Annotated in this window: 12 protein-coding genes; all 12 read left to right on the top strand. The window is 66.6% G+C overall.

Translation table 11 applies throughout. The features are described from left to right. The first annotated feature begins 15 nt into the window (after positions 1–15). Positions 16–1,563: an acyl-CoA ligase (AMP-forming), exosortase A system-associated gene (locus tag E5554_RS12985; RefSeq protein WP_136187020.1), complete on the top strand. Its 1,548-nt coding sequence runs from the start codon at positions 16–18 to the stop codon at positions 1,561–1,563. Then, entirely contained in the window at positions 1,560–2,792 is a 1,233-nt protein-coding gene (locus E5554_RS12990; RefSeq protein WP_136187021.1) for a pyridoxal-dependent decarboxylase, exosortase A system-associated, read from the top strand. Before E5554_RS12985 ends, E5554_RS12990 begins: the two co-directional genes overlap by 4 nt. 130 nt (positions 2,793–2,922) lie before the next feature. Then, positions 2,923–3,567 (top strand): XrtA/PEP-CTERM system exopolysaccharide export protein, encoded by a 645-nt coding sequence (locus E5554_RS12995; protein ID WP_037507924.1) that lies wholly within the window; start codon positions 2,923–2,925, stop codon positions 3,565–3,567. A gap of 2 nt (positions 3,568–3,569) precedes the next feature. Continuing rightward, positions 3,570–5,090 (top strand): XrtA system polysaccharide chain length determinant, encoded by a 1,521-nt coding sequence (locus E5554_RS13000; protein ID WP_097382817.1) that lies wholly within the window; start codon positions 3,570–3,572, stop codon positions 5,088–5,090. Between the two features lie 14 nt (positions 5,091–5,104). After that, positions 5,105–6,043: an AAA family ATPase gene (locus E5554_RS13005; RefSeq protein WP_136187022.1), complete on the top strand. Its 939-nt coding sequence runs from the start codon at positions 5,105–5,107 to the stop codon at positions 6,041–6,043. After that, positions 6,040–7,644 carry a hypothetical protein gene (locus tag E5554_RS13010; RefSeq protein WP_136187023.1) on the top strand — a complete coding sequence of 535 codons (1,605 nt, stop codon included), beginning with the start codon at positions 6,040–6,042 and terminating at the stop codon, positions 7,642–7,644. Before E5554_RS13005 ends, E5554_RS13010 begins: the two co-directional genes overlap by 4 nt. 58 nt (positions 7,645–7,702) lie before the next feature. Beyond that, the gene (locus tag E5554_RS13015) at positions 7,703–8,923 is read left to right on the top strand and encodes an XrtA/PEP-CTERM system-associated ATPase (protein WP_010339943.1); all 1,221 of its coding nucleotides are present in this window, start codon (positions 7,703–7,705) and stop codon (positions 8,921–8,923) included. A 31-nt stretch (positions 8,924–8,954) separates the two neighbouring features. Beyond that, positions 8,955–9,803: an XrtA system polysaccharide deacetylase gene (locus tag E5554_RS13020; protein ID WP_037507929.1), complete on the top strand. Its 849-nt coding sequence runs from the start codon at positions 8,955–8,957 to the stop codon at positions 9,801–9,803. Continuing rightward, positions 9,800–10,870, top strand: coding sequence for a FemAB family XrtA/PEP-CTERM system-associated protein (locus tag E5554_RS13025; protein ID WP_136187024.1), 1,071 nt, complete (start codon positions 9,800–9,802; stop codon positions 10,868–10,870). Before E5554_RS13020 ends, E5554_RS13025 begins: the two co-directional genes overlap by 4 nt. 61 nt (positions 10,871–10,931) lie before the next feature. Continuing rightward, a complete protein-coding gene (locus tag E5554_RS13030) occupies positions 10,932–12,005 on the top strand; it encodes a FemAB family XrtA/PEP-CTERM system-associated protein (protein WP_136187025.1) in 1,074 nt (357 codons plus the stop codon). Further along, on the top strand, positions 12,002–13,231 hold the full coding sequence (locus E5554_RS13035) for a TIGR03087 family PEP-CTERM/XrtA system glycosyltransferase (RefSeq protein ID WP_136187026.1): 1,230 nt from the start codon (positions 12,002–12,004) through the stop codon (positions 13,229–13,231). The genes E5554_RS13030 and E5554_RS13035 overlap by 4 nt, the downstream gene beginning before the upstream one ends. Beyond that, positions 13,228–14,763, top strand: coding sequence for an exosortase A (gene xrtA / locus E5554_RS13040; RefSeq protein ID WP_136187027.1), 1,536 nt, complete (start codon positions 13,228–13,230; stop codon positions 14,761–14,763). Before E5554_RS13035 ends, xrtA begins: the two co-directional genes overlap by 4 nt. Positions 14,764–14,773: the final 10 nt, after the last annotated feature.

Here is a 14,773-nt window from a genome sequence, read left to right on the forward strand (position 1 = left end):
GACCTAATTCTGGACATGACGTTAAGCGACCCCCTGTTGGCTTCCAAGGCGCCAATCGACGATGCCGATGTGCAGCCGATAGACCATCTGCTGCTGCGTGGCGATCCGGAACGGCCGGCACTGGCGGGGCGATCGGGCGCGCAGGATTATGCCGAACTGGAACAGGCGCTTGGTCGTCTCGCCGGATGGCTGGCGGGCTTTGGCCTTGCGCCCGGCGCGCGGGTGGCGAGCTGGGTGGCCAAGGGGCCGGTCGCGGCGCTGATGCCGCTCGCCGCGCCGCGCGCGGGGCTTGTCCATGTCCCCATCAATCCGCTGCTCAAACATGCGCAGGTCGCCCATATCCTGGCCGACAGCGGCGCGGCGCTGCTGATCGGCACGGCCAGCCGCCTGTCGACGCTGGCACCCGGCGATATTCCGGCCGGCTGTCATCTCCATCGTGAGGATGATGCGGCGGCGGGGATGAGCGGCGGGGCGGCGCTGCCGCCGTCCGATGCCGCGCCCGATGCTCTGGCCGCCATCCTCTATACCAGCGGATCGACCGGCCGGCCCAAGGGGGTGATGCTCAGCCACGCCAATCTCTGGCTCGGTGCGGTGTCGGTGGCCCATTATCTGGGGCTGGCGCCGGAGGACCGGACGCTGTGCGTGCTGCCCTTCAGCTTCGACTATGGCCAGAACCAGCTACTTTCCACCTGGTATGCGGGCGGCTGCGCCTATCCGCTCGATTATCTGACCCCGCGCGACGTGGTGAAGGCGGTCGATCGCTGGGATATCACCACCCTGGCCGGGGTGCCGCCGCTCTGGGTACAACTCACCGAACTGGACTGGCCGGCGGAGATCGCAGCCAGGCTCCGGCGCCTGACGAACAGTGGCGGGGCATTGACCCGGCCGCTGGTCGCGCGGCTGCGTGCGCTGTTCCCGCAGGCCGATCTCTATCCCATGTATGGCCTGACCGAAGCCTTCCGCTCCACCTATCTGCCGCCCGCGCTGGTTGACAGTCACCCGGATTCGATGGGCGCGGCCATTCCCTTTGCCGAGATATTGGTGGTCCGTCCCGACGGCTCGCTGGCCGAGGATGACGAGCCGGGCGAACTGGTCCATGCTGGCCCGCTGGTGGCGCAGGGCTATTGGCAGGATGCGGCGCGCACGGCCGAGCGCTTCAAGTCGGCGCCATCCGCCTCGCGGCATGGCGGCACGGCCGTATGGTCCGGCGATACGGTCCGCCGCGACGCGGATGGGCTGCTCTATTTCGTCGGCCGCGACGATGCGATGATCAAGTCGGCCGGCAATCGCATCAGTCCCACCGAGATCGAGGAGGCGGCGGTCGCCGTTCCCGGCGTGGCGGAGGCTGTTGCCCTCGGTGTCAGGGATGAACGGCTGGGGCAGGCGGTGCTGCTGCTGCTGCGCGCCGCCGATCCCGAAATATCTGCGGCTGTTGCCGTCCACCTGAAGGCCGAACTGCCCAATTTCATGCAGCCGCGCGAGACGCTAGTGCTTGCACAGTTCCCGCGTAACCCCAATGGCAAGATCGATCGAGTCGCGCTGGCCAAGGAGTATGCGTCATGAAGCCCATGGGCCCCATTCCCGCCTGGTTCGCCGAGGAAGAAGGCATGCTGCTGATCGGCGGCTGCGGCGCGGCGAGCCTGGTCGACGAAGCGGGCGACACGCCGCTGTTCGTCTATGACATGGGGATAATCGAGGCGCAGGTCCGCCGCTTCCGCGAGGCGATCCCCAAGCGGATCGATCTTCATTATGCGATCAAGGCCAATCCTTATGCGCCGCTGCTCTCGCGGATGGCGGGGCTGGTCGACGGGTTCGACATCGCATCGGGCGGTGAACTGGCGATGGCGCTGGAGGCCGGCATGGACCCGGCGCGGATCAGCTTTGCCGGACCGGGCAAGCGCAATGACGAACTGGAAGCCGCCATCCATGCCGGCATCACCATCAACCTGGAGTCCGAGGGGGAGGGCGCGCGCGCGCTGACCGTGGCGGAGCGCCTGGGGAAGGTGCCGCGCCTCGCCGTGCGGGTGAACCCGGATTTCGACCTCAAAGGGTCCGGCATGCGCATGGGCGGCGGCGCCAAGCCCTTCGGCGTCGATGCCGAACGTGCGGCCGCGCTGGCGCGCGCGATGATCGATGCCGGCGCGGACTGGCGCGGCTGGCATATCTTCGCCGGGAGCCAGGCGCTTGATCCGATGGCGATCATCGAGACCCAGGCGGCGACCATCGACCTTGCCGCGCGCCTGTCCGATGCGGTCGGCGCTGCGCCGCCGCTCGTCAATCTGGGTGGCGGTTTCGGCATCCCCTATTTCCCCGGTGACGAGCGGCTGGACATTCGGCCGATCGGCGTCGCGCTCGACACTGCGCTCAACGCGCTGCCCGATATCCTGACCGACAGCGCATTCGCGATCGAGCTGGGCCGCTGGCTGGTGGGGGAGGCTGGCATCTATCTGACCCGTGTGGTCGATGTGAAGCAGAGCCAGGGCGAGACTTTCGTCGTCGTGGATGGCGGCTTGCATCATCAACTGGCCGCCAGCGGCAATTTCGGCACGGTCGTGCGGCGCAACTATCCGATCGCGGTGGCCAACCGCTTCGGGCGCGAGCCGACCACCCAGCCGGTCAATGTCGTGGGCTGCCTTTGCACGCCGATCGACCGGCTGGGCGAAAAGGTCGCGCTGCCGCCAGTCGATGTCGGCGATTTTATCGCGATCTTCCTTGCCGGTGCCTATGGCGCGTCGGCAAGTCCCGCGGCCTTTCTTGGCCACCCAAGTCCTCGTGAACTATTACTTGGCTAATCCATGTCCGACAGCAGGCCTAACCCTATCTTTACCCTTTTCCGGCATGACGAGGATGAAGCCATGGGCCTGCACGCGATCATTTTTTCCGGTCGCGCGTCGGCTATGATGGTATGAAGGGGTGAATTTTATGCGTTTCCAGCGGATTTCCAGGCTCCTGATCGGTGCATCGCTGCCTGCGGTGGCCCTGTCGGGTTGCGCTTCGACCAGCTCCGCGCCGCAGCTTCCCCCCGCATCCTTCGTCGCAACCCAGGAAGGGCCGGGCGAGGAATATATCATCGGTCCGCTCGATAATCTGACGATCTTCGTCTGGCGCAACCCGGAACTGGGCGCCAAGGTGCAGGTGCGTCCCGATGGCCGCATCACCACGCCGCTGATCACCGACATGCCGGCCGTCGGCAAGACGCCCAAGATGCTGTCGGACGACATCAAGCTGGCGTTGTCGCAATATATCGAAAATCCGCTGGTATCGGTGATCGTCGACAATTTCTCCGGCACCTACAGCCAGCAGGTGCGGATCGTCGGCGCGACCGAGAAGCCGGCCTCCATCCCCTATCGCGCGAACATGACGCTGCTTGACGCCATGATCTCTGTCGGTGGCCTCAGCGAATATGCGTCCGGCAATCGCGCCCGGCTGGTCCGCTTCGACAAGGCCAGCGGCAAGCAGAAGGAATATCAGGTCCGCATTGGCGACCTGCTCAAGAAGGGCGACACCAAGGCCAATGTCATGCTGGCGCCCGGCGACGTCATCATCATTCCCGAAAGCATGTTCTGATCATGGCGGGTCTGTACGACGAGCTGCTGGTCCTTCTCCACGGCATATGGAGCCGGCGCTGGATCGCGCTGGCCGTGGCCTGGGGCGTGTGCATGCTGGGCTGGCTGGGCGTGTCGCTCATCCCCAATGGCTATGAATCCAAGGCGCGGGTCTATGTGAACACCCAGTCGCTGCTGGAGGACAAGATCGGCATCACCCAGGTCCAGTCCCAGCAGGATCTCGACCGGGTGCGCCAGACGCTGCTGAGCGCGGAAAATCTGGAAAAGGTCGTGCGTGGCACGGATCTCGCCCAGACCATTTCCGGGCCGCGCGACGTGGCGGGCAAGATCACCACCTTGCGTGAGCATATCACCGTGCTGGCCCAGGCGGACCCCAGCATGATCGACATCAGCGCGACCTCGGCCGACAGCGGCCTGTCGGATGGCGCCAATGCCCGCATCGCCCAGCAGGTGGTGCAGAAGCTGATCGACATCTTCCAGGAAGAAAATCTGACCGGTGGTCGCACCGAAACCCGCCAGAGCCTGGCCTTCCTCGACCAGCAGATCGCCGGTCGCGGCAAGCAGCTCGAAGCCGCCGACAAGCGGCGCGTCGAATTCGCCCAGCGCTATGCCGGCGTGCTGCCGGGCGCCGGCACGATCAGCCAGCGCATGGATGCGGCCCGTCTGGAGATCAACAATATCGATGCCCAGTTGGTGCAGGCGCAGAGCGCGCTCAGCGCGATGAACGGCCAGCTCGCCGGCACCCCGGCGACCCTGCCGGGCGTGGCGGTCGGTGGCGGTGCATCCCCGCTGGCCCAGGCCCAGGCCGAACTCGCCGGCATGCGCGCACGCGGCTGGACCGCCAGCCATCCCGACGTGATCGCCGCCCAGCGGCAGGTCGACAATCTGCGTCGCCAGGGCGGCGCCAGTGGCGCGGCCGCTGCCGGCACACCCAATCCCGCCTATCTGTCGATCAAGTCGATGCAGGCCGAACGGGCCGCCACCGTGCAGGCGCTGTCGACCCGCAAGGCGCAGCTTCAGGCAGATCTCAACACCATGACCGCGCATCAGATCGATGAGCCGGGCGTGGCGTCCGAACAGGAAAAGCTGGATCGCGACTATGCCGCGCTCCAGACCCAATATGACAAGCTGCTCGCCGACCGCGAGGAAATCCGCCTGCGTGGCGACGTGAAGACCGAAACCGGCGCGGTGCAGTTCAGCGTGCTTCAGCCCGCCAGCCTGCCGACGGCGCCCGCTGCACCCAACCGGCCGCTGCTGTTGCTGGGTGTGCTGATCCTCGGCATCGGCGCCGGGATTGGCGTCGCTTTCGCGATCGGCCAGCTCAAAGGCACCTTCCCGACGGCCGCCCGTCTGGAACGGGCCGTGGGCATTCCGGTCGCCGGGTCGATCACCCAGGTCGCCAGCACGGCCCAGGTCGCTCTCGACAAGCAGCGGATGAAATGGTTTGCGGGCGCCAGCGGCGGCCTGGCTGCCCTGTGTCTGTTGTTGATCGCCGTCGAATTCATCCAGCGCGGTACGGCGTGAAGGAGCCTGATCCCATGAACCAGCATAGCCCCATCAAGGGCCGCGGCTCGCTGATCGAACGCGCCACCGAGATTTTCGATTTTCAGGCGGCCCTGCGTGGACGCGCAGCACCGGCCGTCGACGTGCCGGCCGATGCGCCGCCGCCGCCGCCGATGTTCGATCCCGCGCCGCCGGCGCCGGCCCCGGTCATGTCCGACGAGGCGCCGATCTTCCGCGCACAGGCCTGGACCAGCCCGGCCCAGCCGGTCGATCGCGACCGACTGACCGAAGCCGGTTTCCTGGTGCCCGGCGCGCCGGTCACCGCGATGAGCGAGGAGTTCCGCCTGCTCAAGCGCGGGCTGCTGACCCATCTTCAGGACAATCCGCGCGGCAACCGCATCCTCCTCTGTTCGCCCCATAGCGGCGAGGGGAAGACCTTCTGCGCGATCAACCTGGCGCTCAGCCTGGCGGCCGAACAGGATCGCGAGATTTTGCTGGTCGATGCCGATTTCGGCAATCCGGGCATCCCTGAAACGCTGGGCCTGCAGGCCGGGCCGGGGCTGATGGACGCGCTCGCCGATCCGCTGGTCGCGATCGAGGATTGCGTGCTGCGCACCGACATTCCCTCGCTGTCGGTCCTGCCGGCGGGCCAGCGCAGCCATGCCGACACCGAATATCTTGCCTCGGCGCGCACCGAAATGCTGCTGCAGCGGCTGACCGAGGGTCGGCCCGATCGCATCATCGTGTTCGATTCCCCGCCCTTGCTCGCGGCCTCGCCCGCCGCCGTGCTAGCCAGCCATGTCGCGGTCGCGCTGCTGGTGGTGCGCGCCGACAAGACATCGGAAAGCGCGCTGCGGGAGGCGGCCGCACTGCTGAAGGGCGGGGCGCAGGTCCAGTTGCTGCTCAACGCCGTCCGTTATATCGGCGGCGCCCGTCGCTTCGGTTCCTATTATGGCAAGGGGGAGGCGGGATGACCGCGCGCGCCCTGATTGCCGGCACCTCGCTGCTGGTGCTTGCCAGTGTCAGCGCCCCGGCGCTGGCTCAAGGTACGCCCGTGTCGACCAAGAAGGTCGATGTCACGCCTTATCTGGGCATCGATCAGGTGGTGATGGTGCCGCTCAAGGGCGACGGCGACGTGGTGACCTACACCAATCTCACCGCCGGCGTGACGGTGGAGGTCCAGACCCGTCGGCTCAATGCCGCGGCGGACGTCCAATATATGCACAGTTTCGGCTGGGGCCACGCGACCGATTCCGACGTGCTGAGCGGTATCGCCAATGCCGGCTACAAGCTGACCCCCGAACTCACCCTGCAGGCCGGCGGCATCGCCTCGCGCGTGCGGACCGACGGCTATTCGGGCGCTGCGGCGATCGACAACCGTTTTACCAGCCAGATCTGGGGCGGCTATATCGGGCCCAGTTACGCCACGAAGGTCGGCGATCTCGACATCAAGGCTTCCTATCGGCTGGGCTATGCCCGCGTCGATGATGATGTCGATGTGAATGTCCCCGGCGCCGCGATCGCCAACGGCTCCTTCGCACAAAGTTGGTCGCATGACCTGAACGGCTCCATCGGCTTTGCGCCGGGCACCATATTGCCGGTCGGCCTGACCGCCAGCGCCGGTTATAGCCGCGAGGATGCCAGCCAGCTCGACCAGCGGTTCGAGGATGTCTGGGGCCGGGTCGATGCGATCATGCCGGTTTCGCCCACGGTCGCGCTGCTCGGCGGCATCGGCTATGAGGATATAGAGATCAGCCAGCGCGCGCCCTTGCTGGACGAGGATGGCGTGCCGATCATTCGCAACGGCCGCTATGTCACCGACAAGAGTTCGCCGCGCGAACTTTATTATGATTTCGGCGACCTGATCTGGGATGTGGGCGTGCTGTGGCGGCCCAATCGCCGCACGTCGCTCAAGGCGACGGTGGGCGAACGCTATGGCGGCATGTCCTATCAGGGCCAGTTCACCTGGCAGGGACGCAACAGCAGCATCGGCATTGCCGTGTTCGATGGCATCGAAAGCTTTGGCCGGATGATCACGGCGGATGCTGCTGCCTTTACCGGCACCAACCTGATCGTGCCCCGCAATCCCTTCACCGGCGATCTCACCGGCTGCGCCTTCTCGCCGACCGGCGGGGGCGAATGCTTCAACGATGCGCTGGCCGGCATCACTGGCGCCAATTTCCGCTATCGCGGCGTCGCGGGCCAATATTCCACCCGACGCGGCCCGTGGGGCTTTGGCCTGGGCGGCGGCTATTCCAACCGCAAATTCATCACGCCGACCACCCAGAGCGTGCTGATCAGCGGCACCCGCGACCAGAATTGGTATGGCAATGGCACCGTCACCTATGCGTTCAACGACCGCGATTCCCTGGATACGGCGGTCTATATCAATTATTTCGATGCCAGCGGCGCCCGCGCCGATGTCTTGAACTATGGTGCCTTCACAAGCTATTTCAGAGGCTTGACCAGGAAACTTACGGCATCGGCTTCGCTAGGCGTCGATGCGGCGAAGGCGGATGATTTTGACACGCTGATCAACGCGATGGGCCAGGTCGGCCTGCGTTACAGCTTTTAAGGAAATTCGGGCTATAACGGCGTCTGTACGACGCCGGTCGGCCGGATGGAGACGACAGATGTACGATCAGTTCTATGGATTGCAGGGACGCCCGTTCCAGCTGACGCCGGACCCGCATTTCTATTTCGAGAGCACGACGCATCGCAAGGCACTGTCCTATCTGGGCTATGGTCTGGCGCAGGGCGAGGGCTTCATCGTCATCACCGGCGACATCGGCGCCGGCAAGACGACGCTGGTCGGCCATCTGATGAGCACGATCGACCCCGCGCGCCTGACCGCGACCAAGATCGTGTCGACCCAGGTCGAGGGCGACGACATGCTGCGCCTTGCCGCGCAGAGCTTCGGCCTGGCCACCGACGGCGTCGCCAAGGCGCAGATATTGCGCCAGATCGAATCCTATCTTCAGGGGCAGGCCCGCGCCGGCCGCCGCTCGCTGCTGATCGTGGACGAAGCGCAGAACCTGCCGGTTTCGGCGATCGAGGAACTGCGCATGCTGTCCAACTTCCAGTTGGGCGGCCAGTCGCTGCTGCAGATTTTCCTGCTCGGCCAGCCCGAATTTCGCGACCTTGTCCGCTCGCCCGAACTGGAGCAACTGCGCCAGCGCGTGATCGCGACCCATCATCTCGACCCGATGCTGCCGCAGGAGGTCGAACCCTATATCAGCCATCGCCTGACCTTGGTCGGCTGGACCGGCAATCCCTATTTCACCGACGATGCGCTCGACGCCATCTATGCCGCCACCGGCGGCGTGCCGCGTCGCATCAATGCGCTGGTCAGCCGCGTGCTGCTGCTGGGCGCGCTGGAGCAACTGACCGAGATTGACGGTCAGGCGGTCCAGGCAGTGATCGAGGATATGGGCGTGGACGAGGATGTCAGCGCCGAACCGATCGCGCCGTCCGTGCTGGATACCGCCGGCGAAACCGCGCCGGAACCGATCGCACCGGCCGAACCGGCCGCCGCTGCCCCCGCACCGCAGGCGGTCGCCTGGCAGGCGCCGGCGCAGCCCGATCTCGTATCGCCCGCCGTGCATGAGGAGATTGAGGCGCTGCGCGCCGAGATCGCTGCCCTGCGCGCGATGCAGAACCATGCCTCCTATGCCGCGCCGACGGTCGATCCCGAAGCCTTGAAGGGCTGTTTCGCCCTGATCGAGGAGCGTCTGTCGGGCCTCGAATTCCGCGTCGAGGAACAGGATGCGGCGCTGCGCCGCGTGCTGACCCTGCTGGTCGACTGGGTCGAGCGCGACGAACGCGCCGCCGATCCGGAGCGCAACGCCGCCTGATCGCGCCCGCGCGCACAACCGGGACAAGATCATGATGCACAATGCCCTGTCCGTCGATGTCGAGGACTGGTTCCAGGTCGGCGCCTTCGAGCGGACGATCGACCGTTCCGATTGGGAGGGGCTGACGCATCGCGTCGAGCGTAACACCGATGCGGTGCTGGACCTGTTCGCGCAGGCTGGCGTCACCGCGACCTTCTTCACGCTGGGCTGGGTCGCCGAACGCTATCCCGCGCTGATGCGTCGCATCGCCGAAGCCGGGCATGAAGTGGCCAGCCATGGCTATGACCATGCTCGCGTCTTCACCTTCACGCCCGAACAGTTTCGCGCCGACCTGCGCAAGTCCCGCGCGATCCTGGAGGATGCCAGTGGGCAGAAGGTGTCGGGCTATCGCGCGCCCAGCTTCTCGATCGATCCGCGCACGCCCTGGGCGCATCCGATCCTGGCGGAAGAAGGCTATGCCTATTCCAGCAGCGTCGCGCCGATCCGGCATGACCATTATGGCTGGCCCGATTCGCCGCGCTTCGCCTGGAAGCCGGTGGCCGGATCGGATCTGCTCGAACTGCCCGTCACCACGGCAAAGCTGGGCCAGCGCACGCTGGCGGCTGGGGGCGGGGGCTTTTTCCGCCTGCTGCCCTATGGCTTTTCGCGCTGGGCGATCCGCCAGGTGAATGGCCAGGCGCAGCGGCCCGCCATCATCTATTTCCACCCCTGGGAAATCGATCCGGATCAGCCGCGCGTCGCCGGTGCGCCACTGCGCTCGCGGGTGCGCCACTATACCAATCTGTCCGTCATGGCCGCCAAGCTGCGCCGCCTGACCCAGGATTTCGCCTGGACCCGCGTCGATGCGCTGGTCGCGCAGGAAGCGGCGCGCGCCGCATGATCGCGGGCAATCGGGCCGATCTGGCGATCACCACGCTGGACCTTGCCGATCCGGCGCAGGCGCAGGCGGCCGATGCCTATGTGCTGGCCCATGGCGCCAGCACGCCCTTCCATCGCCCGGCCTGGCTGATCGCGATCGAGCGGGCGACCGCGAACCGGGCGCTGATGCTCGCGGCGGTCGCGCCCTCGGGCCAGATTTGCGGCCTGCTGCCGCTCCAGCATGTGCGCAGCCGCCTGTTCGGCCAGGCGCTGGTATCCGCCGCCTTTGCCGTCGATGGTGGCATATTGGCTGATGATCCAGCCGTGATCGCCGCCCTGGCTGCTGCCGCCCGGAATGCGGCGCGGGCACGCGGCGATATGCCGGTCGAACTGCGCGGCGGTGCCGCGCCGGGGGAGGGGTGGCGCGTCTGTGAGGGCGAGCATGTCGCCTTCGTCCGCCCGCTTGCCGTCGATGACGAGGCCGAACTGCTCGCCATTCCGCGCAAGCATCGCGCCGAACTGCGCAAGGCGCTCGCCAATCCGGCGCTGACCGTCGATCATGGCCGCTCGGCGGCGCATCTGCGCGACCATTATCGCATCTATGCCGAATGCGTCCGCAACCTCGGCACCCCGGTCTTCCCCGCGCGCCTCTTCCGCGAGGTGATCGCCGCCTTTGGCGCGGATGCCGATATCAGCATCGTGCGCGATGGCGATCGCCCGGTCTCGGCCGTGCTGACCCTCTATCATGGCGATCGGGTCATGCCCTTCTGGGGGGGCGGCGGCGCCGATGCGCGCCGGCTGCGGTCCAACGAACTCATGTATTACCGGCTGATGGGCCATGGCCGCGCCCGCGGTGCTGGCCGGTTCGACTTTGGCCGGTCCAAGGTCGGCAGCGGCCAGGCCGCCTGGAAAAAGAGCTTTGGCTTCGATCCGCAGCCGCTCGTCTATTATGACTGGTCGCCCACCGGCCAGTTGCGCGACGTCAGCCCGACCAGTGCAAAATATCAGCGCCGGATCGAACTGTGGAAGAAATTGCCGCTGCCGGTCGCCAATCTGCTGGGGCCGATAATCAGTCGGGGTCTTGGCTGATTACCATATATTCAGCCCTTTGGGCCTATGCCGGTGCCAGGGGTACTGAGGGAATGAGCAGATGAATGCGATTGTCGATCTGAGCGTCATCGTCGGAGAGGCGCGCCTGTCCGATCCGGCTGTCGTGGCGGAAATCGATGCCTGGGTCTGCGCCCAGCCGGGCTCGACGCCCTTTCATCGACCGGCCTGGATCATGGGCGTGGAGGCCGGCACCGGCCAGAAGGCGATCATGCTGGTCGCCCGCACGCCCTCGGGCGAGATCAACGGCGTGCTGCCGCTCACCCATATCCGTTCGGCCCTGTTCGGCAAGGCGCTGGTCGGCAGCGGTTTCGCGGTCGATGGCGGCATTCTCGCAACCCATCGCAAGGCGATCGCCAAGCTGGCCGATGCCGCCTGGTATCAGGCGGAAAGGCTGGGTTGCGACACGCTGGAGCTGCGCGGCGGCGAAGCGCCCGGTGGCGCCTCATGGCAGAACAAGGCCGACGCCTATCTCGGTTTCTCGCGCGCTCTCGCGGCCGATGACGAAGCGGAACTGAAGGCCGTGCCCAAGCGCCACCGCGCGGAAATCCGCAAGGGCCTCGGCAACGACCTCCAGTTCGAGACCGGCCGCGACCAGCGGCTGCGCGACATCCATTATCGCCTCTATTGCCAGAGCGTCCATAATCTCGGCACGCCGGTCTTCCCGCGCGCGCTGTTCGATGCCATCCTCGACCGGTTCGGGGCGGATGCGGACATCGCCATGGTATCGAAGGACGGCAAGCCCCTGTCGGCGGTCATCAGCCTCTATCATGGCGGTGCCTGCATGCCCTATTGGCATGGCGCCGGGTTGGAGGCACGGGCGATGCGCTCCAACGAAGTCCTCTATTTCACCCTGATGCGCCAGGCCCGCGAACGCGGCCTCACCCATTTCGACTTCGGCCGGTCGAAGGTCGGCACCGGCCCCGCCGCCTGGAAGAAGACCTGGGGGTTCGAGGGCGATCCGCTCGGCTATCATCTGCGCACCGCGCCGGGCAAGGAGACGCGTGACGTCAACCCGCTCTCGCCGCAATATCGGCGCAAGGTGGAATTGTGGAAGAAGCTGCCGCTGCCCGTGGCCAACCTCATCGGCCCGCATATCGCGCGGGGCCTTGGATGACGGGCGAGCTTCTTTTCCTCTGCCATCGTATCCCGTTCCCGCCCGACCGGGGCGACAAGATCCGGTCCTATCATCTGCTTCAGCGGCTGGCGCAGATGGCACCGGTCCATGTCGGCTGCTTTGCCGATGATGATCGCGACATGGGCTTTGCTCCCGACATGGCGCAACTGACGGCCAGCCAGTGCGTGTTGATGCGCGACCGTTCGCGCATCGTCGCCGGCCTCTCGGGTCTGGCGCGCGGCCAGTCGCTGCTGGTGTCGCTGTTCGATCATCCGGGCCTGCATCGCTGGGTTGCGCAGGTCATGGCGGAACGGCCGATCCGCGCCGTCATTGCCTATTCGGCGCAGATGGCGCATTTCGTGCCCATGCTGCCGGCGGGGGTGCAGTTCCTGATGGATTTCGTCGATTTCGATTCGGCCAAATATGCCGCTTATGGCGCGCAGGGTTCCGGCCCGATGGGCTGGATCAACCGCCGCGAGGGCCGCGTGCTGCTCGATTTCGAGTGCAAGGTTTCGGCCCGCGCCGATATCTGCAGCTTCGTTAGCGAAGCCGAAGCGGCGCTGTTTCGCGATGCCTGCGGCCTTGGCGCCGACCGGATCGTCGCGCTCGAAAATGGCGTGGCGCTCGACTATTTCGACCCGGCGGCCGATTTCCCGGCCGTCGATAAGGGGGCGGGGCCGCTGATCGTTTTCACCGGTCAGATGGACTATCGCCCCAATGTCGAGGCGGTCGAGAGTTTTGCGCGCCAGGCGCTGCCCGCCATCCAGGCCGCACGACCCGATGCGCGCTTCGCCATAGTCGGCCGCAACCCGTCGAAGCCGGTGAAGGCGCTCGCCGATCTCCCCGGCGTCATCGTCACCGGCGGCGTGCCCGATGTGCGCGGCTGGCTGGCCGCCGCCGATCTGGTGGTGGCGCCGCTACGCATCGCACGGGGTATCCAGAACAAGGTGCTCGAGGCCATGGCGATGGCCCGTCCGGTCGTCGCCTCGCCTCAGGCCGCCGAAGGCATTGATGCGGTCGATGGCCGCGATTTCCTGGTCGCGGATGACCCGACGGCCGAAGCCCAGGCGGTCCTGTGGCTGCTCGCCGATCCGGCGCGAGGGACACAGCTTGGCCTCGCCGCCCGTCGCCGCGTCGAGGACCGCTATCGCTGGTCGGCGACGCTCGGCGGTCTGCCCGACCTGCTGCTCGGCGCGCCGGGCAAGGCCGATCCGCGGGCCGCATGACCGATCGCGCCCGTTCCCTTGCCGACATGCCGCGCATGGGCCTTGCCGGCTGGCGTGGCCATCTGACCGCGCTCGGCGTGGTCGCGGCTGCCATATTGACGCTCTTCTTCGACGATCTCTATTCGATGGTCTCGATCTGGTGGAACGCTTCCACCTTCGGCCATTGCCTCTTCATCCCGATCCTCATCGCCTGGCTGGTGCAGCAGCGTCTGCCCGGCTTGCGCCAGCTGGAGCCGATCGCCTGGCCGCCGGGCCTGATCTGGCTGGGCCTTGGCGCCTTCGCCTGGCTGCTCGGCGCGGCGGCGGGCGTCGCGATGGTCCGCCATGGCGCGCTGGTCCTGATGCTCCAGGGCGCGGTGATCGCGCTGCTCGGGCCGATGGTGGCGCGCGCCTTGCTCTTCCCGCTCTTCTACGCCTTCTTCATGGTCCCCTTCGGCGAGGAGATCGTGCCGCATCTCCAGTTGGTGACGGCGCACCTGTCAATGATGTTCCTGACGCTGGCCGGCGTGCCCGCCCATATGGAGGGCATCTTCATCACCACCCCGACCGGCTATTTCGAGGTGGCGGAGGCCTGTTCGGGCGCCAAATTCCTCATCGCCATGACCGCCTATGGCGCGCTGGTCTGCAATGTCTGCTTCCAGAGCTGGCCGCGTCGCATCCTGTTCATGGCCGGGGCGCTCACCTTGTCGGTGCTGGCCAATGGCGTGCGCGCCTTCGCCACCATATTGGTCGCCCATCTGACCACGGTCGATGCCGCCGTCGGTTTCGACCATGTCGTCTATGGCTGGGTGTTCTTCGCGATCATCATGATCATCGTGATGGCGACCGCCTGGCCGTTCTTCGATCGCAAGCCCGGCGATCCCTGGTTCGATCCCGCGCCGCTGCAGCGCCCTGTCCGGCGGCAGGCGCCGGCCGGCATGATGGCGGCCATCGCGCTCGGCATCATCGTTGCCGCGCCGCTCTGGCTGGCGGCCACCGCCGCCACCGCCCGTCCGCTGCCATCGCAAATCGATCTGCCGGCGGTGCCGGGCTGGACCCGCACCAGTGCCGCCCAGACCTACCCCTGGAAACCGCGCTTCGATGGCGCCGATCATTTCATCTCGGGCCGCTATGCCAATGCGCATGGACAGGTCGTGGACCTCGTCGTCGCCGCCTTTGACCGGCAGGAGGACAAGCGCGAACTGGTCGGTTTCGGCCAGGGTGCGGTCGATCCCGACAAGGAATGGACCTGGTCCTCGCCCGCACCGGCGCCCGCCGACGCACGCGGCGAGCAGATCACCGGTCCCGGCCCGCTCGTCCGCCATGTCGTCAGCTTCTATGTGGTGGGGCAGGGCGCGCCGACCGGCAGCAAGCCGGAAGTGAAGATCCAGACCATGCTCGCCCGCCTGCTGGGCCGCGATCCGCGCTCGGTCGCGATCCTCGTTTCCGCTGAAGAGCATCCGGGCCATTCCTCCGACGCGGCGATCGCCGCCTTCCTGCGCGATCTGGGCAATGTGAAGGAATTGGCTGACCGCAGCGCGGGCATAGGCTAGGACCGTAACA

This window comes from Sphingobium sp. PAMC28499 (genome assembly GCF_004795815.1).
GTDB lineage: Bacteria > Pseudomonadota > Alphaproteobacteria > Sphingomonadales > Sphingomonadaceae > Sphingobium > Sphingobium yanoikuyae.

Coding starts and splice junctions, on each gene's coding strand:
- E5554_RS13025 (WP_136187024.1), top strand. CDS start 9,800: ATGATCGCGGGCAATCGGGCCGATCTGGCGATCACCACGCTGGACCTT.
- E5554_RS12990 (WP_136187021.1), top strand. CDS start 1,560: ATGAAGCCCATGGGCCCCATTCCCGCCTGGTTCGCCGAGGAAGAAGGC.
- E5554_RS12985 (WP_136187020.1), top strand. CDS start 16: ATGACGTTAAGCGACCCCCTGTTGGCTTCCAAGGCGCCAATCGACGAT.
- E5554_RS13015 (WP_010339943.1), top strand. CDS start 7,703: ATGTACGATCAGTTCTATGGATTGCAGGGACGCCCGTTCCAGCTGACG.
- E5554_RS13030 (WP_136187025.1), top strand. CDS start 10,932: ATGAATGCGATTGTCGATCTGAGCGTCATCGTCGGAGAGGCGCGCCTG.
- E5554_RS13035 (WP_136187026.1), top strand. CDS start 12,002: ATGACGGGCGAGCTTCTTTTCCTCTGCCATCGTATCCCGTTCCCGCCC.
- E5554_RS13010 (WP_136187023.1), top strand. CDS start 6,040: ATGACCGCGCGCGCCCTGATTGCCGGCACCTCGCTGCTGGTGCTTGCC.
- E5554_RS12995 (WP_037507924.1), top strand. CDS start 2,923: ATGCGTTTCCAGCGGATTTCCAGGCTCCTGATCGGTGCATCGCTGCCT.
- E5554_RS13020 (WP_037507929.1), top strand. CDS start 8,955: ATGATGCACAATGCCCTGTCCGTCGATGTCGAGGACTGGTTCCAGGTC.
- xrtA (WP_136187027.1), top strand. CDS start 13,228: ATGACCGATCGCGCCCGTTCCCTTGCCGACATGCCGCGCATGGGCCTT.
- E5554_RS13005 (WP_136187022.1), top strand. CDS start 5,105: ATGAACCAGCATAGCCCCATCAAGGGCCGCGGCTCGCTGATCGAACGC.
- E5554_RS13000 (WP_097382817.1), top strand. CDS start 3,570: ATGGCGGGTCTGTACGACGAGCTGCTGGTCCTTCTCCACGGCATATGG.